This is a genomic window from Flavobacterium sp. PLA-1-15 (assembly GCF_049060005.1).
GTDB lineage: Bacteria > Bacteroidota > Bacteroidia > Flavobacteriales > Flavobacteriaceae > Flavobacterium.
The window spans coordinates 1-22,157 of sequence record NZ_JBMGQS010000016.1; the positions used below are offsets into that span (position 1 = coordinate 1).

16 protein-coding genes are annotated in these 22,157 nt (G+C 37.3%); 13 read left to right on the forward strand and 3 right to left on the reverse strand.

Features of this window, described 5'->3' with window-relative positions:
• Window positions 1–25: 25 nt before the first annotated feature.
• The 12 genes from ACI6PS_RS10345 (at window position 26) to ACI6PS_RS10400 (ending at window position 16,994) form a co-directional block, all read left to right on the forward strand.
• Window positions 26–4,477: a gliding motility-associated C-terminal domain-containing protein gene (locus ACI6PS_RS10345; RefSeq protein ID WP_421012494.1), complete on the forward strand. Its 4,452-nt coding sequence runs from the start codon at window positions 26–28 to the stop codon at window positions 4,475–4,477.
• A 45-nt stretch (window positions 4,478–4,522) separates the two neighbouring features.
• A complete protein-coding gene (locus ACI6PS_RS10350) occupies window positions 4,523–5,443 on the forward strand; it encodes a type IX secretion system membrane protein PorP/SprF (RefSeq protein WP_421012495.1) in 921 nt (306 codons plus the stop codon).
• A gap of 11 nt (window positions 5,444–5,454) precedes the next feature.
• A complete protein-coding gene (locus tag ACI6PS_RS10355) occupies window positions 5,455–7,395 on the forward strand; it encodes an OmpA family protein (protein ID WP_421012496.1) in 1,941 nt (646 codons plus the stop codon).
• Between the two features lie 192 nt (window positions 7,396–7,587).
• Complete coding sequence (locus tag ACI6PS_RS10360; RefSeq protein ID WP_421012497.1) at window positions 7,588–8,007, forward strand: transposase-like zinc-binding domain-containing protein; 420 nt, start codon at window positions 7,588–7,590, stop codon at window positions 8,005–8,007.
• Between the two features lie 102 nt (window positions 8,008–8,109).
• On the forward strand, window positions 8,110–9,486 hold the full coding sequence (locus ACI6PS_RS10365) for a porin (RefSeq protein ID WP_421012498.1): 1,377 nt from the start codon (window positions 8,110–8,112) through the stop codon (window positions 9,484–9,486).
• Between the two features lie 18 nt (window positions 9,487–9,504).
• Window positions 9,505–11,043: an MFS transporter gene (locus ACI6PS_RS10370; protein ID WP_421012499.1), complete on the forward strand. Its 1,539-nt coding sequence runs from the start codon at window positions 9,505–9,507 to the stop codon at window positions 11,041–11,043.
• An 11-nt stretch (window positions 11,044–11,054) separates the two neighbouring features.
• A complete protein-coding gene (locus ACI6PS_RS10375; protein ID WP_421012500.1) occupies window positions 11,055–11,279 on the forward strand; it encodes a DUF6814 family protein in 225 nt (74 codons plus the stop codon).
• Window positions 11,280–11,446: 167 nt separating this feature from the next.
• Complete coding sequence (locus ACI6PS_RS10380; protein ID WP_421012501.1) at window positions 11,447–11,641, forward strand: hypothetical protein; 195 nt, start codon at window positions 11,447–11,449, stop codon at window positions 11,639–11,641.
• Window positions 11,634–14,324 (forward strand): ATP-binding protein, encoded by a 2,691-nt coding sequence (locus tag ACI6PS_RS10385; RefSeq protein WP_421012502.1) that lies wholly within the window; start codon window positions 11,634–11,636, stop codon window positions 14,322–14,324. Before ACI6PS_RS10380 ends, ACI6PS_RS10385 begins: the two co-directional genes overlap by 8 nt.
• A 12-nt stretch (window positions 14,325–14,336) precedes the next feature.
• Window positions 14,337–14,702, forward strand: coding sequence for a response regulator transcription factor (locus ACI6PS_RS10390; RefSeq protein WP_421012503.1), 366 nt, complete (start codon window positions 14,337–14,339; stop codon window positions 14,700–14,702).
• 94 nt (window positions 14,703–14,796) lie between these two features.
• Window positions 14,797–16,704 carry an acetate--CoA ligase gene (gene acs / locus ACI6PS_RS10395; protein WP_421012504.1) on the forward strand — a complete coding sequence of 636 codons (1,908 nt, stop codon included), beginning with the start codon at window positions 14,797–14,799 and terminating at the stop codon, window positions 16,702–16,704.
• Between the two features lie 143 nt (window positions 16,705–16,847).
• Window positions 16,848–16,994, forward strand: a complete 147-nt coding sequence (locus tag ACI6PS_RS10400) for a hypothetical protein (protein ID WP_421012505.1) — start codon at window positions 16,848–16,850, stop codon at window positions 16,992–16,994.
• A 1-nt stretch (window position 16,995) separates the two neighbouring features.
• Here the strand turns inward: ACI6PS_RS10400 and ACI6PS_RS10405 are convergent, their stop codons facing one another.
• Complete coding sequence (locus tag ACI6PS_RS10405; protein WP_421012506.1) at window positions 16,996–17,595, reverse strand: PolC-type DNA polymerase III; 600 nt, start codon at window positions 17,593–17,595, stop codon at window positions 16,996–16,998.
• Window positions 17,596–17,598: 3 nt separating this feature from the next.
• Window positions 17,599–19,512 carry a DUF294 nucleotidyltransferase-like domain-containing protein gene (locus tag ACI6PS_RS10410; RefSeq protein ID WP_421012507.1) on the reverse strand — a complete coding sequence of 638 codons (1,914 nt, stop codon included), beginning with the start codon at window positions 19,510–19,512 and terminating at the stop codon, window positions 17,599–17,601.
• Between the two features lie 191 nt (window positions 19,513–19,703).
• On the opposite strand from ACI6PS_RS10410, the gene ACI6PS_RS10415 reads away from it, so the two are divergent.
• On the forward strand, window positions 19,704–20,207 hold the full coding sequence (locus tag ACI6PS_RS10415; RefSeq protein WP_421012508.1) for a DUF2911 domain-containing protein: 504 nt from the start codon (window positions 19,704–19,706) through the stop codon (window positions 20,205–20,207).
• Window positions 20,208–20,345: 138 nt separating this feature from the next.
• On the opposite strand, the gene ACI6PS_RS10420 is transcribed toward ACI6PS_RS10415, so the two are convergent.
• Window positions 20,346–22,151: a sensor histidine kinase gene (locus ACI6PS_RS10420; RefSeq protein WP_421012509.1), complete on the reverse strand. Its 1,806-nt coding sequence runs from the start codon at window positions 22,149–22,151 to the stop codon at window positions 20,346–20,348.
• Window positions 22,152–22,157 lie beyond the last annotated feature (6 nt).

Below are 22,157 nucleotides of genomic sequence, written 5' to 3' on the forward strand. Positions count from 1 at the left end.
TGCAAATTGCGCTGTATCAGGTAGTGTGACAGTAGCTGTCATCGATCCAGAAAATTGTCCACCATTATCCGAAAGAGTGTATGCAGATATGCAAAATTGGAGCTCAATACTCACAGGTGGCGTGGCAAATGCCGGAAATGCCATTGATGGAAATCCACAAACGTATTCTACTATCGTTACAGGATTGGGATTGTTAGGAATCGGAACTACATGGCAAAACTTGCAATGGGAAGAAACCATTTCTGCCGGAACGCCTGTAACCTTAAAGTTAGGTTCAGAATATAGCGGAGTAGTGGTTGCCGGAGCTTATTCTGTCATCGGAACAAAACGAAATGCACAGGGGATTCCAATTGATATTGGTGTACTCCAACCCGTTTCAGGTTCTCTTGTAGATCTTTTGCCGGGACAAAATACATTCGAATATACTTTTGTTCCATCCAACAATACTGGTCCGAAAGCCTATGATGGTGTTAGAATAATTGTAGGTTCGGTTTTAAGTATTGCACAAAACGTTCGCGTCTATGAAGCTTATTACAATCAAGAAGTTACCCAAACAGCTTGTAACGAAGACGATGTGAAAGATGTATTTTACGGAGCCATCGATTTAGGAGTTGGTGTAGCCAATGCAACGGTAGGCGTAGATAATGCTTTTGACGCAGTCGATAATAATGACGCAACATTTGCTACAATGTTTAGCGGTGTTGGCGTATTATCCGCTTCAGATTTGACTGTTTCGTTCAGAACACCAACACTTGAAGGCGATTCGCTGGAAATTTTACTATCACGACCTGCAACTGTATTGGATGTAAATTTATTGACAAGTTTCTCAATCCAATTGTATTTGGGAAATACTCCTGTCGGAAATCCAATCAATGCGAATTCAACATTATTAAGCTTAACACTTTTAAATGGCGGAACACAAGCAATGCTGACTCTTGTTCCTCAAACTGCAATCTACGACAAAGTGAAAATCAGGTTTGGAGGTGTTGCATCAGTATTGGATTTTTTAAGGGTGCACGAAATTTCAAGAAAGGCAGATACTTCAATCGCTGGAGCGGATGTCAATAATAGTGTGAATGCCTGTCAAGGCGAAACCATCGCATTGGAAATGGAAGCCGCTCCTTGTACAACCTATATTTGGTATGATGCAGAAGTCGGTGGAAATGTAGTTTCAAATGGAACAAGTTTTACTGTACCAGCTGATTTGGCATCAGGAACCTATACCTATTATATTCAACCGGTTCGTTTTGGTTGTGCTGTTTACGAAAGAGGAATTGTTACTTTAGTCGTGGGCGAAACAGCGCCACCAACAGCGATTACACAAGTATCCATAAATGGCTCAGCAACAACTACAATCTGCAGCGAATCTGGAAATGTAACCTTACAGGCTACTTTAAACGCAGGAATTACCATAACAAATCCTATCTTTTATTGGTATGCTTCCAACGAAGCAACAGCAGTTCCAATTGCCGGAGCCACAACAGCAACTTTGGAATTAACGGGACTTGCTCCAGGAACCTATACTTATTATGTCGGAATAAGTTCAGACGAATATTGCCAAACAGCTCTTGCAGATCGCTTTCCAATAACATTTACAATTTTGCCTTTTTCTCAAGCTTCGGATATAAATATCGATAATGTAACTTCCTGCGAAGGAACTCCAGTTGTATTGACTCCGACTACAACACAGGCAAATCCACAATTTTCATATTTCCTGACAAACGATAATACCCAGCCAATTGCTAACGGGGCAGTGATCGATGGAGCAACTTACACCATAGCGCCAAACGGAACGCTTACTATAACTGGACTTACGGTTGCAAATAGCCCTTATACTCTTTATGTAGGTGTTTCTGGAGATACAAGTTGCTTGAATCAAACTGGAAATCTTGAAGCAGTAACAATAACCATCAGTACTTCTGGAATTCCAACCACAAACGATACAACCCAGGATTTCTGTCAAGCAGATGCGCCAACGATTGCTGATATCCAGGTAAACGAAGGAAGTGTGGAATTCTATACTTTGCCTGTTGGAGGAACTGCTTTGCCAAGCACGACCTTGTTGGTTGATGGAACAATCTATTATGGTGCTTTTCAGGCTACTACCGGTTGTACAAATGCAACTAGACTAGAAATAACTGTTAACGTTAACGATATTGCAACTCCAACGACAAACGACACTACGCAGGATTTTTGTATAGCTGACAATCCAACCATTGCCGACATACAAGTAAACGAAAGTAATATTTTATGGTACACTGCGCCAAATGGCGGAACTGCATTAGAGCCAACAGCCGCCTTGGTAGACGATGCCATTTATTATGCTTCAATTAACGATGCAAGCGGCTGTCAAAGTACGGTTCGTCTGGCGATTACGGTAAACCTTAATGATGCCGCAACACCATCCACAAATGATACGACGCAAGATTTCTGTCAAGCAGATAACCCGACTGTCGCCGATATTCAGGTAAATGAAACGGGAGTTGTTTTTTATGACGTACCGACAGATGGAACTCCTCTGGCTACAACGGAAGTATTGGTTAACGGAACTTATTATGCTTCGTTGACGGATGGCAGCAGCAATTGTAATAGCTCTGTAAGATTGGCTGTTCAAGTGACGGTTTTAAATCCAGCAGGACCAACGACAAACGATACAACCCAGGAATTCTGCCTTTCAGAAAACCCAACCATTGCAGATTTGGATGTAAACGAATCGAATGTTGTATTTTACAGCAATCCTACAGGAGGAACAGCCCTTGATAATACAACAGCTTTGACAGATGGAGCAATTTACTATGGATCCTTTAATGATAACGGAGCCTGTGTAAATGCAGAAAGATTGGCCATAACTGTTATCCTGAATTCAACTCCAATGCCAACTACAACCGACACCACTCAGGATTTCTGTCAAGCAGATACTCCGACAATTGCCGACATTCAAGTTAACGAGACCAATGTAAGCTGGTTTGCCAATCCGACAGGAGGAACAGCTTTGGTCCCAACAACTCAATTGGTGGATGATACTGTTTATTATGGCTCAATCACCAATACCGAAACGGGTTGTGAAAGTGATACAAGACTTGCAGTAACAGTAAATATCAACAATGGAGGAACTCCTTCTACAAGTGATACGACACAAGATTTCTGTCAAGCAGATAACCCGACCGTTGCCGATATTCAGATAAATGAAAGTGACGTAGTGTTTTATAATGCTCCACAAGGAGGAACTGCTTTTTCTTCAACCGATGCATTAACAAATGGTATCTATTACGCCTCACTAACAGATGGTTCAACAAATTGCGGAAGTACAGTAAGATTAGCAATTACAGTAACTATTTCCGATCCGGCAACTCCAACAATTACAAATTCGACCCAAGAGTTTTGTACCGCAGATAATCCGACCATTGCTGACATACAAGTCAACGAATCCAATGTTATTTTATATGATGCTCCAGTAAATGGAAACTTGTTAAGTGCCGATACACCTTTGACAGAAACAACCTATTATGCAACTCTTTTAGAAAGTCCGTCTGGATGTGAAAGTGGAGTTAGGTTAGCCATAACGGTCACATTCTCCGATAACGAAGAAGCTGTCATTACAGGAGATTTTGAAGATATCTGTGTTTTTGAGGAAGTTACCTACACCGCAAATCAAGGAAAGACTAATTATGTGTGGACGGTTACAAATGGTGTCATTACTGATGGCGGTACTACAGCGGATGATTTTGTTACCGTATCTTGGAATGCCATTGCAACAGGTGTTGTAAGTGTGAGCTATACAGATGCTTGTTCGGGTACAAATTCTGATACCTTAAACGTTTCGGTTATCACTTGTTCTGACATTACCATTTCCAAAACGGTAAACAATACCACCCCAAATATTGGTGACAACGTAATCTTTACCATCCAGGTCAATAATGTTGGCGAAGGTGATTTCCAAAATGTGATTGTAAACGAAATGCTTCCTTCAGGCTATGATTATGTTAGCTCTACGGTTTCTGCAGGAACTTACAATGAAACCACAGGAAAATGGGAAATCCCGATGCTTCTTTCTGGTGAAAGTGCTACTTTGACCATAACGGTTACGGTTCTTGCAACAGGTAATTATGTCAACACAGCGAGCATTGATATTTCTACACCGATAGATTCGGATCCTGGAAACAATGATGACGAGGCTTCTGTTGATCCAATTTGTCTTGTGGTCTACAACGAATTCAGTCCAAACGGTGACGGAAGCAATGAGGTATTCAGAATCGACTGTCTGGATAAATACCCAAACAACAAACTTGAGGTTTTCAACAGATATGGATCTTTAGTTTACAGTAAGAATAATTACAATAATGACTGGGACGGAACATCAAATGTTTCAGGAGCCATCAACAGCGATAATATGCTGCCGGCCGGAACTTACTTTTATGTTCTAAAAACAGGTACTGCTGAGGCAGATAAAACGGGATGGCTTGCAATCGTAAGATAAAAGTCAAAATCTATTTTAAACATTATTAAACTAAAAATCAGAAGTATGAAACTAAATATAAAAGTTACAGCAATAGTACTGTTGTTTGCAACCATTTCTGGAAACGCACAGCAGGACCCACAATACACACAATATATGTACAACACCTTGACGGTAAATCCGGCTTACACAGGTTCTACGGGTTCGCTTGAAGCGGTTCTGTTGCATCGATCGCAATGGACTGGAATTGACGGAGCGCCCGAAACACAAGCTTTCACAATTCACACGCCACTTGCTAATGAAAAAGTTGGTTTGGGATTGAGTGCTGTGAGGGATAAAATCGGACCTTCGGATGAACTGCAGCTCGAAGGTAATTTTTCCTACACACTTGGTCTGGATTATGATAAGAAACTTGCATTCGGATTAAAAGCAGGTATGCGGATGTTTAATGTAGATTGGACAAAGGGCCGTTATTATGATCCGATGGATGCCCTGCTGAACAACAACATCAATAATGAAATCAAGCCTTCGCTTGGAGCCGGAGTGTATTACTATACCGATAAATGGTATATGGGATTTTCGGTTCCGAATTTCATAACAGGCAATTATTATGATGACATCCAAGAATCAATCGATCATAATCGCCTTCATTATTATTTGATCGGAGGATATGTTTTTGATCTATCGGATAATTTAAAATTCAAACCAGCCTTTTTAGCAAAAGCGGTAAGCGGAGCTCCGATCACAGCCGATGTTTCAGCGAATTTTTTAATCCAAGAAAAATTTACAATTGGTGCTTCTTATCGTTATGATGATGCCGTAAGTGCTTTGGCAGGTTTTCAAATCACCAATAATTTTTTTATAGGATATTCCTATGATTATACGGTTACCGATTTAAATAAATACAACGATGGTTCACACGAGATTATCATCCGCTTCCAATTGCAGAACAAATCAAGTCAAATCAAATCACCGAGATTTTTCTAAAAGATACTATTATGAAAAAAATATATTTACTCAGCCTGTTATTTTGTGTGACCGCTGTTTTTTCGCAATCGAAACTCAGAAAGGCCGACAAATTGTTTGAAACGTTAGCGTATGTAGATGCTTCAAAAGCCTACGAGGAATATCTTGAAAAGGAAGAGAAGCCATCCATCAAGACGATTCAGAATACTGCGGATTCGTATTATTTTATCGGCGACGACCGAAATGCATTGAAATGGTACAAGAAACTGTATGAAATGCAAGGAGAGAATTTTACAGACGTGTATTTTTTCCGATACATCCAGACCTTGAAATCGGTTACGGATTACACAGAAGCCGATAAACTGACCAAGAAATACCTCGAAGCAAAAGGCGACCAAGTGCAAATTGCAAAATACATGAAACAGAAGATGCAACTGGACAGCATTTCAAAAGCGAAGCCTTTGTATACCTTGAAAAACTTGGAAATCAATACGTCAAAGTCTGATTTTGGAACATCTTTCTACGGCGATAAGATCGTGTTTGCTTCAAGCAGGGACACCATGAATTTCAAGGACAAGCTTTACAGCTGGAACAAACAGCCTTTCCTAAGTTTGTATGTTTCAGAAAGAAATGCAGCAGATGGGAGCTTGTCCGAAGCTAAAGTGTTTATGCCAAACGCAAAAAGCAAATACCACGACGCAATGGCAACTTTTACTCCCGACCTAAAAACGGTGTACTACACAACCAATATCGTCAAAGGAAGAAATAATAGATTGGTGGTTGATGGTTCAAGGACTAATAATTTCCAGATTATGAAAGGAACCATTGAAGAAGAAAACCTAAAAAACAAAGAAAAAGTGTTTTTTAGCGACAAGGCATATTCCGTTGGTCATCCAGCTTTAAGCGAAGACGGAAAATGGATGTTCTTTGCTTCTGATATGCCAGGAGGCTACGGCGAAAGTGATCTATATGTAATCAAAATAGCTGATGACGGGACCATGGGTTCTCCCCAAAACCTGGGTCCTGTTATCAATACTATGGGGAATGATGGATTTCCTTTTTTCAGGAATGGCAAGCTTTATTTTTCTTCAGATGGACATTATGGATTAGGAGATTTGGATGTTTACGAAAGTACTTTTACGGAGCCTTTCCAGTTTTCAGAGCCAAAAAACCTAGGAATTCCATTGAACAGCAACAAGGATGATTTTGCTTATATTGTTGATGCGACTGATAAATACGGCTATGTTTCATCCAATCGTGCCCAAGGGAAAGGCGATGATGATATTTACTATTTTATTAAAGGAAAACCTGTCTGCAACCAAATCGTATCCGGAAAAGTAATAAATGCCAAAACAAAGGTGGTGATTGCCCAGGCAACAGTAAAAGTGTACGATCAATTTGGAGATGCCGTTACGGAAGCAACCACCGATAATGCCGGTATGTATACGGTGACTGTTCCATGTGAGAAACGTCTTAAATTAATCGCTTCAAAAGCAAATCACAGTAACGACGAAAAAGAGGTTGTGACCAACGATAAAAATACCTTGGAAACCAAGGATATAGATTTTGAATTGAGCAATTATGACGACCTTATCGTAAAAGAAAACAATCAAGAGAAGATCATTGTCAATCCGATTTACTTCGATTACAACAAATGGGACATCACGCCGAGAGCGGAAGCAGAATTGGATAGGGTAGTGTTTGCTATGCAGAAATTCCCGAATGTAAAAATCAAGATTGAGTCGCACACCGATTCAAGAGGAAAAGATGCCTACAATAAAAAATTATCGGATAACCGTGCGAAAGCAACCCAAGGCTATATCATTTCTAAAGGAATTGATGCCACAAGAATTGAAAGCGCTATTGGTTATGGTGAAAGCAGATTGACCAATAAATGTAAAAACGGTGTAAAATGTACGGAAGAAGAACATCTCGCCAATAGAAGATCTGAATTTATTGTAATAGAAAAATAAGTTGAGTTAGTTTTAATTTTCTTTAAACGGATGGGTTGAAAAACCTGTCCGTTTTTGTTTCAATTGAAATTATGATTTATTGATAATAAATTACCAATAAAATTAAGTACTGCATAAAAATACCAAAAATTTATTTTATTTTTCTTTTTTATATATTTGCTAAAATAGTATATTTATGCAAAATTTATATATATGGAGATTTTAGCGTGTCCAAGATGTCAGGATAATCATATCGTAAAAAGTGGTGTAATCAAAGACAGACAAAGGTATTTGTGTAAAAAATGCAACTACTTTTTCACGGTCAATAAGATTGGTAAAAAGATCGATAATTACTATGTTACAAAAGCATTGCAACTCTACTTAGAAGGCTTAAGTTTTCGTGAAATTGAGCGAATCATCGGAGTTTCGCATGTAACGGTAAGCAATTGGATTAAGGAATTCAACATCAAGAAACCCGCTCAGGCAGATTATCATCCAACTTATAAGATTTTCAACCATTTGGAGTTGGTGGAATACCTCAAAAATAAAGATCAATTATCTGGTGCTGGAATGATTATCACAGAGCTTGGCGATAAATTTATGCTGATAAAATGGGAACGTTTTAAAGACTAACTATACTACTTTACAATTATATATATTTAAATTTTTTTACAACGATATAATTATGCAATTTGGTACGGTCGAAAGACATTAACCCGTTAACCAAAAAGCATTATGAAACGAATTTATCTGATGGCAGCATTAGTCTGCTTTACAGCGAAAGCTTTCTCGCAAGGTTCACCCGATTACGGTTCAGGAATGAAGTTTAATCTAAAGGAAGATGGCTCCAAATACCTTAGGGTTTTGGCTTGGAACCAAGTCTGGCTGCGTTCCACAGAAATGAATCCCGGAACGATGATCAACGGTGAAGAAGCCTCTTCAAGCACTGATATTGGAAACAGACGACTGAGGATTTTGCTTCATGCGCAACTTTCCCCGCGTTATATGATCGTGACGCATTTCGGAATCAATAATCAGACTTTTACAAATGGTGGTGCCGCTGGAACTACAGGAACTGGTGGTTACGGACAAGGGAAAAAACCTGGAATGTTCTTTCACGATGCTTGGAACGAATACGCGTTGGTACTGCCGCAAGCGGATAAAAAATTCAGTCTTTCTGTTGGTGGTGGATTGCATTATTACATGGGACTTTCGCGTATGACAATGTCTTCAACTCTAAATTATTTAGCAATCGATGCACCCATTTTCAACTGGCCTTTAATTGAAAACTCCGATCAATTTGCCCGTCAAGGCGGATTATTTGCTAAAGGGAAATACGGAAAATTCGAATACCGCGTAAGCTACAATAAACCTTTCGCAACAAATTTGGCTCCAACAGACGTTCCTTCAGCTGATTTGGCCGTTGCGGTTGACAATAGTGGAAACACAAAATGGTCGAAAGCAGGTTATTTTGAATACCAATTCTTGGATGTAGAATCAAATCTACTTCCTTATAAAGTCGGTTCGTATCTTGGAACCAAGAAAGTGTTCAACATTGGAGCCGGTTTCTACAATGCTCCCGACGCAACCAGAACTTCGGTTGCAGGAAATGTGGACAAGCATGATATTACGTTGCTTTCTGCCGATGTTTTCGTGGACATGCCTATCGGAAAACCGGAAAAGAAAATGGCCATAACGGCTTACAGTGTTTTCTACGATTATGATTTCGGTCCAAACTATTTAAGAAATTTAGGCATCATGAACGTTGGTGTTGCAAATCCTGATTTCGCTGGCGCGACTGCCTTGGCTGGAGCAGGAAACCTTCAACCCACCATTGGTTCTGGAAATATCTGGTACACTCAGGCTGGGGTTTTGCTTCCAACTTCTCAGGAAAAACCTAAAGTTAGGATACAACCTTACGGAGCTTACACCTATAAAAACTTCGAAGCTTTGGAAGCTTCAAGCAGTCAGTTTGATATTGGAGCGAATTTTTTTATAGAGGGTCATCATGCTAAAATTACCACACAATATTCAACCCGACCAGTTTATACATCACCTGATACTAAAACATCCAAAGGAGAATTCACGCTTCAATTGCAAATTTATCTATAAAACTAAAAACTAATTTATATGAGTACAACATCTACAAAGGGAATCTGGAAAGTCATCACCGCTTCCTCACTTGGAACATTGATTGAATGGTATGATTTCTACATTTTTGGAAGTTTGGCTGTAGTTATTTCTACAAAATTCTTCCCGGCCGATAATCCAACAGCTGCATTTTTATCTACATTGGCAACCTTTGCTGCAGGTTTTGTGGTTCGACCATTTGGAGCGTTATTCTTCGGAAGATTGGGTGATTTGATCGGAAGAAAATACACATTCATGGTAACGCTTTTATTGATGGGTGGGGCAACTTTTCTTATCGGATGCGTTCCTGCCTATGAAACCATTGGTTTTATGGCGCCACTTTTGGTTTTGATTTTGAGATTGTTACAAGGTCTTGCTCTTGGTGGAGAATACGGTGGAGCAGCAACTTACGTAGCAGAGCACGCTCCAAAAGGTGAACGCGGTTATTGGACTTCCTGGATTCAGACAACGGCAACTTTCGGATTGTTCATCTCCTTGATGGTAATCTTGGCAACAAGAGGTGTCTTGAGTGCCGAGCAGTTTGACGAGTGGGGTTGGAGAGTGCCGTTTTGGGTATCCATCCTAATGGTTTTTGTTTCATACATCATCAGAAAGAAAATGGACGAATCGCCGGTTTTTGCAAAGGCCAAGGCAGAAGGAAAAACCAGCACGAATCCTTTAAAGGAAAGTTTTGGAAATAAATATAACTTGAAGTTTGTCTTGCTGGCACTTTTTGGAGCCGCAATGGGACAAGGGGTTGTGTGGTACACAGGCCAATTCTATGCAATGAGCTTCCTTAAAACCGTAATGTTTGTAGAATCTTCTCAAGCTGATTCCCTTTTAGGAATTGCTTTATTACTTGGAACACCGTTTTTCTTGTTCTTCGGATGGCTGAGTGACAAAGTGGGTAGAAAAGTAATCATGATGGGAGGGATGCTTCTGGCTATTTTACTCTACCGTCCGATATACAAATCCATGTACCAGACAACCGATGTGAGTTTGAAAACCGAAATCGCTGAGCATTCAAAAGTGGTTGCTTCTACCAAAGAAAACAGCCACCAGCAATTGGATTCCATCTATACCGCTACAAAGGAATTTACAGATGGAACTAAATGGCAGCAGGTAAAAACGCTTCATTTGGAAAATGGAAAACCAATTTTAGATGAAAAAGGTGTTGCCAAGGCAGATACGAAAACGACAGTAAACATCAATTCTTCAGATAAATGGTCATTGATTTGGCTGATCTTCATCCAGGTAATTTTTGTAACGATGGTATACGGTCCGATTGCGGCGTTCTTGGTCGAAATGTTCCCTGTGAAAATCAGATATACATCGATGTCCTTGCCTTATCACATTGGAAATGGTATCTTCGGAGGACTTCTTCCAGCAATTTCGACTTATTTTGTAACCAATGCAAAAGAAGGTGGAAATCCAGAATTCTACCTTGAAGGATTGTGGTATCCGATTGTAATAGCGGCGATAAGCTTCTGTATCGGAATGGTTTATTTGAAAAGAAAAAACAATATTGAAAACGATTAAAAGATAAAAATATGAATTTAATTAAAAGATTTCTCGGATTAATATGGCTGGCTTTGGCAGTCGCGGCGGCTTATTTTTGTATTTTTGAGTTTGGATATCCAAAATTCGTTTCAGACAAGCAGGAAGATTTGGTTTTTGGAATCATCATTCTCTTTGTCCTGACGCCATTGATTGTTTTAGGACTCGGAACGTTCGGATATTATGCCTTAACCGGCGAATACGACGAAAATAAATAGTAATAGTTTTTAGTTGAAGTTGTAGCTCCTGATTTTCGGGAGCTATGGCTTTTTTAGATTGTTAGACATTCTTAGATTTTTAGAATCCATGAAATAGGAATATTAGCTATTCGATTATGGACAAAGTTTTTTACCAAAACCTTAAACCTAGGAACCTATACCCAAAAATGAAAAAAAGACACGAACAGAAATTAATCATCCTTTCTCTTTTATTGTTGCTTTGCTTCAATATGCCGCTGTTGCTTATTTTCGACAGCGCCGCTTCATTAGGGGGAATTCCGATAATTTATGTGTACTTCTTTTCGGTTTGGATTTTTTCGATTTTGATTTCATTGCTGGTTATAAAAAGATATTATGAGTAGCATCGGGTTATTGGTCATCTTATCCATTTATTTAGCCTTGCTCTTTGTAATTGCACATTGGGCAGAAAAGCGTGGCAATTCAAAATGGACCAACAATCCCTATATTTATACTTTGTCGTTGGCTGTTTATTGCAGTGCTTGGACTTATTACGGAAGTATTGGTGTTGCAGCAAATTCAGGACTGAATTACCTTCCAATCTACATTGGACCAATCATTATAATTCCCGCCTGGATAATTATTTTAAGAAAAATTATCCGAATTTCTAAAGTAAATAAGATTTCGAGTATCGCCGATTTTATATCACTTCGGTATGGAAACAGCCGTTTCTTGGGAGCTTTGGTCACCTTGATTTGCATTTTCGGAATCCTTCCTTATATTTCCTTGCAATTAAAGGCAATCTCCGAAACATTTCACGTCGTTACAAAAACATCGCCCCATTCGAATGTTTTCAATGATACGACAACCTATGTCGCGATTGCTTTGGCCTTATTTGCTTCCTATTATGGAACGCGGTATGTGGATGCATCCGAAAAGAGAAAGGGAATTGTAACCGCCGTTGCGATGGAATCTATCCTTAAATTATTCTTTTTTATCTTGCTCGGAATTTACGTTACCTTTTTTGTCTTTGATGGATTTGACGATATTTATGCGCAGGCAAGTATGCTGGAAAATTTCAAGGAAAAAAATACAATTGGCGGTATTCCGCAAGCTATAAATTGGTTCTTTTTGTGTGTGTTGTCGTTGTTTGCAATTTTTCTGTTACCGAGACAATTCCAAATGGCAGTGGTGGAAAACAATAGAGAAAGTCATGTGAAGACGGCAGTTTGGCTTTTTCCATTGTATCTTTTACTGTTTAATATTTTCGTTTACCCTGTAGCTTGGGGAGGAAATATAATTTTTGACGGACAAGCCGTAAATCCGGATACCTATTCATTATTGATTCCGCAATTTTTTAATAACCAAATCGTCACAGTAATGGTTTTTCTTGGTGGATTTTCTGCCGCGATTTCAATGATTGTTGTTTCTTCAATTGGACTTTCTACAATGCTGAGCAACAACGTTTTGATTCCATACGGTTTCTTGGGAAGATTGCAGAGCGATGTTCAGGAAACCAATACCAAAAAGATTGTAAACATTAGAAAAGTCGGCATTTTTTCACTCATCATACTTTCGTATTTTATCTACAGGGTTTTTGTTTTGGAATACAATCTGTTTTCCATCGGAATGGTTTCTTTTGTCATCATTGCACAACTGGCACCTTCCTTTTTTGGTGCTATCTTATGGCGAAGAGGTTCCAGAGATGGTGCAGTTGTTGGAATAATTATTGGATTTTTAATTTGTACTTATACTTTACTGATTCCGTACGCTATCGGAATTACGAATTTTGATAGTAATTTCATAGCAAACGGCCCTTTTGGAATAGCACTGTTAATGCCTTTTCAATTGTTCGGAATTGATTATCTCGACCCAGTTCCGCAAGCATTATTTTGGAGCATTCTATTCAATTCATTAGCATATTTAGCGGTTTCAGTAAGTTTTAAAGGAAATTACAGAGAGCGAAATTATGCTGAAATGTTTGTGGATATTGACAAATACATTACGATGCACGAAAACGCATTTATCTGGAAAGGAACAGCTTACACCAGCGATATTCAAAAAGTATTGAATCGTTTCTTAGGCGAAGAACGAACAAAAAGAGCATTGAATCTTTTTCGATTGAAGTACAATGTTGAAAAAACCGAAGAATTGGCTGATGCAAGATTGATAAAATTCGCAGAGAATTTATTGACCGGACATATTGGTACGGCTTCCGCCAAAATATTGATAGCAAGTGTCGTAAAGGAAGAAAAAGTGTCGCTTCCGGAAGTCTTAAAGATATTGGAAGAATCAAAGGAAAACATCATCATCAATAAGAAACTGACGGAAACTTCGAATGAATTGAAGGCAATAACGGCCCAATTAAAGAAAGCGAATGAAGATTTAATCAGCAAAGACAAGCAGAAGGATGAATTTTTGGACACCATTTCGCATGAATTAAGAACTCCGATTACAGCAATTCGTGCGGCAACGGAAATCCTGCACGACGACGATGATGTTCCGCACGAAATGAAAAAACAGTTCCTTCAAAACATCATCACAGAATCCGATCGATTGAACCGTTTGATCTCGAAAATTCTGGACCTTGAAAAATTTGATTCTGGAAAGCAAAAAATATATGTCGAGCAGAACAATATTTATCACACCATTTCTGAAACATTGAGGCAATTGAATCAGCTCATTGAGAACAAGAACATCAAGGTCGAAATTGTATCTGAAAAAAATAGTATAAAGGCCTATTATGATGAAGATCGGATTACGCAAGTGCTCAATAATCTATTGTCAAATGCAATAAAATTTTGCCCTGAACAAGATGGAATTATTACTATCTTTATTAAAGAAACCGACCAAATCATTGAAGTAGGAGTAGAAGACAACGGAAAAGGAATTGATATAAACGACTTTGAAACGATTTTTGATAAATTCTATCAATCATCAAACCAAAACATTAGGAAACCTGTTGGAAGTGGTTTAGGATTAGCAATTTGTAAAAAAATAATTGAACATCATAAAGGTAAAATTTGGGCAATGAATATTCCAAAATCAGGAGCTAAAATCATATTCACAATTCCAAAAATACAGTAAAGAAATCAGCAAATGAAAAAGATATTAATCGTAGACGATGAACCAAACATCGTCATGTCGTTGGAATACACGTTTAAGAAAAACAACTTCGAAGTTTTCATAGCCAGGGACGGTCAGGAAGCATTGGATATTTTAGAAAATGCTCAACCCAACATCATCATTCTGGATATTATGATGCCAAATGTTGACGGCTACAACACACTGGAACAAATCAAGAAAGATGAACGTTTAAAAGACACTAAAGTCATTTTCTTAACAGCAAAGAACAAAGAAAAAGACATCGAAAAAGGATTGTCGTTAGGTGCAAATCTTTACATCACAAAACCATTTTCGGTTAAGAAATTGGTAGAACAAGTGAATGAATTATTACAATCATAAAAATGTTATATATATCAATTTAGCATAAATATATTTAATAATAACTTAATGTTATTTATATTTACAATATCAATACAATTATAAAATTACGATTATGAGCTACTATCAAGTCAAAAATCTCGAACAATATTTCAAACACTATAATAAATCAATCCGTGAACCAAGAAAATTCTGGGGAAAAATAGCCGAAGAAAATTTCACATGGTACCAACAATGGGATAAAGTGGTCGAATTCAATATGGCTGAAGCCGAAATCAGTTGGTTTGCTGGAGCTAAGGTGAACATTGTAAAAAATTGCATCGATAGACATTTAGTTAGACGCGGCAATAAAACCGCCATCATCTTCGAACCAAACGACCCAAAAGAAGAAGCACAACATATTACGTATAATGAACTTCATCAGCGCGTTTGCAAGATGGCAAACGTTTTGCGCGATCAAGGCGTTGTAAAAGGCGATAGGGTTTGTATTTATCTTCCTATGATTCCAGAATTGGCGGTAGCTGTATTGGCTTGTGCCAGAATCGGAGCAATCCATTCGGTTGTATTTGCAGGATTTTCATCCTCTGCAGTGGCTACAAGAATCAATGACTCCGATTGCAAAATGGTGATCACTTCTGATGGTGGTTACCGTGGTGCCAAAACTATTGATTTAAAAGGTATTATTGATGAAGCATTGACAACTTGTCCTTCGGTTAAGAAAGTTTTGGTTGTAAAAAGAATCAATTCTGAAATCAATATGACTGCCGGAAGAGATATTTGGTTGCAACCTCTTTTGGACGAAGCTTCAGATAATAATGTAGCTGAAATTATGGATGCAGAAGATCCTTTATTTATTCTTTACACTTCTGGTTCTACCGGAAAGCCTAAGGGAATGGTGCATACAACGGCAGGTTATATGGTCTATACTGCCTATACTTTCAAGAATGTATTTCATTACGAAGAAAATGATATTTATTGGTGTACGGCAGATATTGGTTGGATTACCGGACATTCGTACATTCTCTACGGACCGCTTCTAAATGGAGCTACAACCGTTATCTTCGAAGGCGTTCCATCTTATCCGGACTTCAGTAGATTTTGGGAAGTGATTGAAAAACATAAAGTTACACAGTTTTATACGGCACCAACAGCCATTCGTTCCTTAGCCAAAGAAAGTATTGATTTCGTTCAACGATTTCCTTTGAGTTCTCTAAAAGTGATTGGTTCCGTTGGAGAACCTATCAACGAGGAAGCTTGGCACTGGTACAACGACCACGTAGGAGGTAAGCGTTGCCCATTGGTAGACACATGGTGGCAGACCGAAACCGGTGGAATTATGTTGTCGCCAATAGCTTTTGTAACACCAACAAAACCAACCTATGCAACTTTACCATTACCGGGAATTCAACCTGTTTTGATGGATGAGAAACGCAATGAAATTGAAGGAAATCAAGTGGTTGGAAGTTTGTGTATTAAATTTCCTTGGCCGGGAATTGCAAGAACCATCTGGGGCGACCATCAACGATATAAGGATACTTACTTTTCAACTTTCCCAGGAAAATATTTTACTGGAGATGGCGCTTTGAGGGATGAAGTGGGTTATTACAGAATTACCGGAAGGGTTGATGATGTGGTGATTGTTTCCGGACATAATCTAGGAACTGCACCAATCGAAGATGCCATCAATGAACATCCGGCTGTTGCAGAATCTGCAATTGTTGGTTTTCCACATGATATCAAAGGAAATGCTTTGTACGGTTATGTGATTTTGAAAGAAACTGGCGAAAGTCGTGATCGAAAAAATCTTTCAAATGAAATCAATCAAATGATTTCTGACCAAATCGGACCCATTGCAAAATTGGATAAAATTCAATTTGTGACAGGCTTACCAAAAACGCGTTCAGGTAAAATTATGAGAAGAATTTTGCGTAAAATTGCCGAAGGAGATTTCTCTAATTTTGGAGATACCACCACTTTATTGAACCCAGAAATTGTAGATGAAATTAAAGAGGGAAGATTGTAAATAATTAAAAATATTATATATATTTGATGGCTGTTATTAACGAAATGTTAACACAGCCATTTTTGTTTTGATTTGTAAATACCCCACACATCATTACAAACCCTTGATTAATTAACTATTATCAATTATAATCAATTTGCCAGATGAATGCTGACGATATTTTTGGTGTTTTACTCCTTTTTATTAGTGCTTTAGGAGCATTGCTTTTTATGATTTCTTCTTTTAAGAAAGAAATAATGGCTTCTAAAATAAAAAGTAATATTATATTAAGAAAAATTAGGAACAGATAATTTAATTTATTCCCAATCGAGACTTTAATTTAAGGAAAAGTAAAGCAATGGTATAAGCATCTTCAGATGCCGAAACCCTGTCAATTGTTTCAATTTTAAACAGGCTACTCAAGTCGTTCAACGAAAATTCCTTGTCATCGCTGAGTTCTTTGTATTTCCGATACATAATTTCAATATCGAGTGCTTCATTTCTTATCCTTCCACATTTTAATTTTTCCAACGCATTATTGATTATTTCCACATCGAAATCAACACGATGGCCAATAATGGTTGCATTTCCTAAATATTCAATAAAGGCCTGTATCGCTTGTGGTTCAAGTGATTTTGGCTGTTTACTCTCTATTATAAATTCATTTGAAATACCGTGGTCATGGTTGTAAACATATTGTAAAAGCACCACTTCGAATGTATCTCCAATTACAATAGAATTGTTTTCAATAGAGATGGCACCGATAGAAAGAATTACATCGGAATGAGCATCCAATCCAGTGGTTTCAGTACTTAAAACAACAAATCTATTTGATTTGTTTTCAAATTTTGACAAATATTGTTTCCAAAATTCAGGATAATCCTTGTTGATATTTTTTAACCAATCGAGCATATTTTAAGTGAAATAAGTAAGTTGGAATTTATTCTTTATAATTTCTTCTAAGTCCTTCATCGGAAGGAGTGCATTTTTAAGCTTTTCCTTATCTGATTTTGAAATTTCCTCTAGATTGATGTACTGTCCAGTTGTACCATCTTTTAAACCTTCGTGTGTTCTAAATTTAGAAAGCGTAATAAAAGCTTCGGCCGCATTCATATAAACTTCTGAATATTTCGGTTCTGTAATAGCCAATTGCTTGAATCTAAGGAAGGTATTGTTGATTCCTTTTATGTTTTGGCTGATAACCAAGACCCTAGCGGCATCAACCAAAGGCATCAAAGCACGCGTTTTGATGTCGAATCTATCTTTGTATTCGCCTTCTTCTTCAAGAATAAATTGTTTGAAGAAACTTAGAGGAGCAGGTTTTTTTAAAGAATCAGTTCCCAAGAAAGCAAAGAATTTTTTGTTCTTTTCAGCATTGCGAAAAATGTGCTCGGTAAGCGCTTCTTCAAGTTGAATTTCTCCAAACGCCAATTCATAATCAAAGAAAATACTGCAAATTTCATCTGACTTTTCACCTGGAGTATTCATCCAATTACTGTATTGATTCTTCCAGTCTGTCAGTGACTTACACCATAATTGATTGCTTGCCATATGCCCAAATGGACAATATGCATAGCCAACAGTTTCCAAAGTTGCTGTAACTTTTTTAGACAACTTCAAGAAGTACTCTTTCACATCTCGGTATTTGTCAGATGCTACATCTTCAAAAACCAATATGCTATCCTGATCGGTCAGCAAAAGCTGTTCTTTTCTGCCTTGACTCCCGATACTTAGCCATGCAAAACGGGCAGGAGGGGAGCCCATCTCCAAAATAGCCAGATCGATAGATCGTTTGATGATGGCCATATTTACCTCACCGGCAATAGTATTGATGTGAGAAAGTGGAATTTTTTTATCGAAAGAAGTACGGATAAAATCAGCCAGTTTTTCGCGCAAGCGCTTTAATTCATCCTGATTCTGAGCACGTTTTATTTCCTTTATTAAAATTCCTGGATTATTTGCCTGTGCAGAAATAATATCCTGCTGCGAAATCACACCTTTAATTTCAGTCTTATCAGAACCATCAATGGTAACGCATAAATGAGTAACATTATGACGCAACATAAAAAGTTGTGCTTCGGCAAGAGATAAATTTTCAGGTACGGTTATTACTGGAGAAGACATGATATTGCTGACCAATGTTGTAATGTAAAAGCGTCCCGTTGCAATTTTTGCACGCAAATCGGTATCGGTAACAATGCCTATTGGAAGATTGTTTTCTTGTATGATTACACATCCTATAAGATTATCCGTCATTATTTGTGCAACATTTTGCACAATTGCGTTAGGAGTAGAGGTCAGAGGATTTTTATTATAATCCAAAGATTGAAAGTACTGTATTTCCGACTGGTTGTCAATATGCCTAACGGAATCGTTGAGCAATTTTCCGCTGGATCGTTCAACAGGATTAGTGGAAGTACTCGCAAAGCTTTGGAGCAAGAAGTCTAATACATTGGTATTCTTTGCTACAAATGGACGGAATACATCTATCGGAATTGCATAGATGACACTTTCCTCACGCGCTTTTGCCGTCATCATATAATTATTTTTGGCAAAAAATGGACGCAAGCCCAAGATATCTCCGGCAACACACTTATTAAGCAATGTTTCTTCGGCATCAGAAATTATCGAAAGATTGATCACTCCGGAGGCAACAACATAAAAGCTTTCGTGAAGCAAGTCGTTGATTTGGAACAGCGTTTTATTTTTTTCTAAATTCAAAACCCTGATCTCAGAAGCAACTTCTATTAACTCATCGTGGGACAAATTTGAGAATGGAGGATGTACAATAAGAAAATCGGCAATTCTTTCGGCAATACTATTTTTCATAACTTAGATAAAGTCTAAAATTAATAAATTAAAACCTGAATAGGAAACTATATCGGTCTGAAAATTCAAATGATTTTAAAATTATTAAAGTCCTAAATTTCTATTTAATTTCTTAAATGTATTATAATTAAATTCAGATTTTTAAGCGTAGTCATTATATTTACGTTACATATTAATTAAATAACAACACTATGAGATTAAAAGACAAAATTTGCGCTGTATTGTTTACGATGACAGCAGTAATCGCTGGGGCTCAGGAAAAAAAAGCGAGTCCGGCAGAAACCGTTCAAGGAAAGATTAAAGGAGCTGCTGTAACAATAAACTACGGAAGTCCTTCTGTAAAAGGTAGAGAAATATGGGGCGGATTGGTTCCTTTTGGAAAAATTTGGAGAGCTGGAGCTAATGAAGCCACTACAATAGAAACAGATAAGGATTTGACTGTAGAAGGAAAAATTTTACCAGCGGGTAAATATTCGGTTTTTATTGTTCCACAAAAAGATGTTGCAACAATTATTTTCAACAGTGCGACCGGTTTGAAAGGTACAAATGGTTATAATGAAAAAGACGATGTTTTGCGTGTAGGTGTAAAACCTGTTGCTACAAGTACTAAAACTGAAAAGCTGGTTTACAAGATCAATAAAGACAACATCACTTTAAGCTGGGACAATTGGGATATTCCAATAAGAGTAAAGTAAAACATAATAAATAAGCAAATTCTAAGGCACCACAGATAGTGGTGCTTTTTTTATATGTACAAATGAAAAGAACCTTCTATTAATAAAATATTCTATTTTACATAATATAAATTATAATTCAAATGTAAAGGTTTAAAATCAAAGCTCTTTAGGCAGATAAATGATAAATTTGGCTCCAATATTTGGATAACCTTCAGCTTTAATAAAGCCATTGTGATTTTCAACCGTTTTTTTGCAGATGGCCAATCCTAAACCAGTTCCAGTATAAGTGATTTCTGTTTCGAGACGTCTGAAAAGCTGAAAAATTCTTTGGGAATATTCCTGATTAAATCCAATGCCGTTATCGCTCACAATAATTTTATGATAATCCTTACTGGTGATTATTTTATCAGACATTTCATTTACAGCATCTTTTAAATCATCAACAAATGATTCCTCAGTATTAATTTGTATTTCTGGATTTATTTCTGGTTTTGTATATTTCAAAGAATTTGAAATCAGATTTACAAATAATTGCTGTATTTGAAACTTTGTACCAAAAATTTCCGGAAGTTCTTTAAAGGTAATTTTTGCGTTGGTTTCCTGAATATTGATCTCCAATTCTTCCAAAACATTCTTTAAAACTTGATTTAGATCAATCCTGACAAATATTTTATCGCTTTTGACCGTCCTTGTATAATTCACCAGATCAATCATCAGATTTTGCATTCTGTTGGCCGAAAGTTTTATCTTATCAAAATATCCTTTTCCAGTATCTGAAATTGCTTTCAAATCATTTGCCTCGATTCGGGAAATAAACATTTGTATTTTACGCAAAGGCTCCTGCAAATCGTGGCTTGCAATGTTATTGAATGATTCCAATTCTGCATTGATTGCAATCAATTTTTTGTTGTTCTCTTCCAATTCGAAAGTTTTCTTGAATTGTTCCGTAACATCATGTATTACACCAATTTTAAAGACTTCTTCTTTATTATTTGTTCTGAAATTTGCGGTAGAAATAACATATTTTAATCCGCCTGAAGGCAAAATATAACGATACAATATGGAGGTCGGAATCTGGTTTTCTATTGAATTTTTGTCTGTTTTTACCACATACTCCAAATCATCCGGATGGATATATTTTACAAAATTTTCAAAATTTGGTTTGAAGTTTTTCTGGTCTTGTTCTAAAAGCCTGTAGAGATTATCCGAAAAAGTATATTCGTTAGTTTCCATATTTACCTTCCAATATCCGAAGCCTGCAATTTTCTCAGCATTGTTGAAGGTTTCGTTCAGCAACTTCAAATCATCATTTATTCGCTTAACAATCAATAAATTGTCGTTCATTTTGCTGTATGACAAAAGAAAAATTAGGATCGAAACCACTGCCAGAATAAAGACTGTTTTTCTTGCAGAAGCAATCTTCTCGGCATAATTTTCATTTTGCAGTTTTAAGCCAGCCAAGTTAGGCTTGATATCATCTTCCAGAAAACGGTAGAGGTTATCATTGAATTTTTTGTTTTCAAAAAGCTTGTCTTTGAATACCTCTTTATCGAAAGGGATTGTCTTTGAAAGCGTTACGATTTCTTCAAACAAAGCATATTTTCTGTTTACCAATGATTCCAGGTTGAGAATACTTTGATAAAAAAACGTCTTGTCTTGCGAAAGTTGTTTTAAATCCACAATTGCAACAATGGCCTCTTCCCTACTGAAAATCCCTTTGGAAAAGGCAATATCATCCGCTATGATTAAATTTGAAAGTTTGATTTCGTCTTCTTTCAGGATGGAAAAAAGATTCTCCAACTCATTTTGAGTTGCATTTGTATTTTCAATGGATTGAAAAGAGGAATCCAGATCTTTCATCTGGAAAAAGAACATCGTAGTAAGATAACCGATTGCAATAATTGAAATTCCTAAAGCAATCCTTAATAAAAAGACGTATTTATTTTGTTTCAGGAATTTCATTTATGC

Excerpts from the sequence above, each read along its gene's own strand:
- ACI6PS_RS10350 (WP_421012495.1), top strand. The coding sequence starts at position 4,523 with ATGAAACTAAATATAAAAGTTACAGCAATAGTACTGTTGTTTGCAACC.
- ACI6PS_RS10355 (WP_421012496.1), top strand. The coding sequence starts at position 5,455 with ATGAAAAAAATATATTTACTCAGCCTGTTATTTTGTGTGACCGCTGTT.
- ACI6PS_RS10360 (WP_421012497.1), top strand. The coding sequence starts at position 7,588 with ATGGAGATTTTAGCGTGTCCAAGATGTCAGGATAATCATATCGTAAAA.
- ACI6PS_RS10365 (WP_421012498.1), top strand. The coding sequence starts at position 8,110 with ATGAAACGAATTTATCTGATGGCAGCATTAGTCTGCTTTACAGCGAAA.
- ACI6PS_RS10370 (WP_421012499.1), top strand. The coding sequence starts at position 9,505 with ATGAGTACAACATCTACAAAGGGAATCTGGAAAGTCATCACCGCTTCC.
- ACI6PS_RS10375 (WP_421012500.1), top strand. The coding sequence starts at position 11,055 with ATGAATTTAATTAAAAGATTTCTCGGATTAATATGGCTGGCTTTGGCA.
- ACI6PS_RS10380 (WP_421012501.1), top strand. The coding sequence starts at position 11,447 with ATGAAAAAAAGACACGAACAGAAATTAATCATCCTTTCTCTTTTATTG.
- ACI6PS_RS10385 (WP_421012502.1), top strand. The coding sequence starts at position 11,634 with ATGAGTAGCATCGGGTTATTGGTCATCTTATCCATTTATTTAGCCTTG.
- ACI6PS_RS10390 (WP_421012503.1), top strand. The coding sequence starts at position 14,337 with ATGAAAAAGATATTAATCGTAGACGATGAACCAAACATCGTCATGTCG.
- acs (WP_421012504.1), top strand. The coding sequence starts at position 14,797 with ATGAGCTACTATCAAGTCAAAAATCTCGAACAATATTTCAAACACTAT.
- ACI6PS_RS10400 (WP_421012505.1), top strand. The coding sequence starts at position 16,848 with ATGAATGCTGACGATATTTTTGGTGTTTTACTCCTTTTTATTAGTGCT.
- ACI6PS_RS10405 (WP_421012506.1), bottom strand. The coding sequence starts at position 17,595 with ATGCTCGATTGGTTAAAAAATATCAACAAGGATTATCCTGAATTTTGG.
- ACI6PS_RS10410 (WP_421012507.1), bottom strand. The coding sequence starts at position 19,512 with ATGAAAAATAGTATTGCCGAAAGAATTGCCGATTTTCTTATTGTACAT.
- ACI6PS_RS10415 (WP_421012508.1), top strand. The coding sequence starts at position 19,704 with ATGAGATTAAAAGACAAAATTTGCGCTGTATTGTTTACGATGACAGCA.
- ACI6PS_RS10420 (WP_421012509.1), bottom strand. The coding sequence starts at position 22,151 with ATGAAATTCCTGAAACAAAATAAATACGTCTTTTTATTAAGGATTGCT.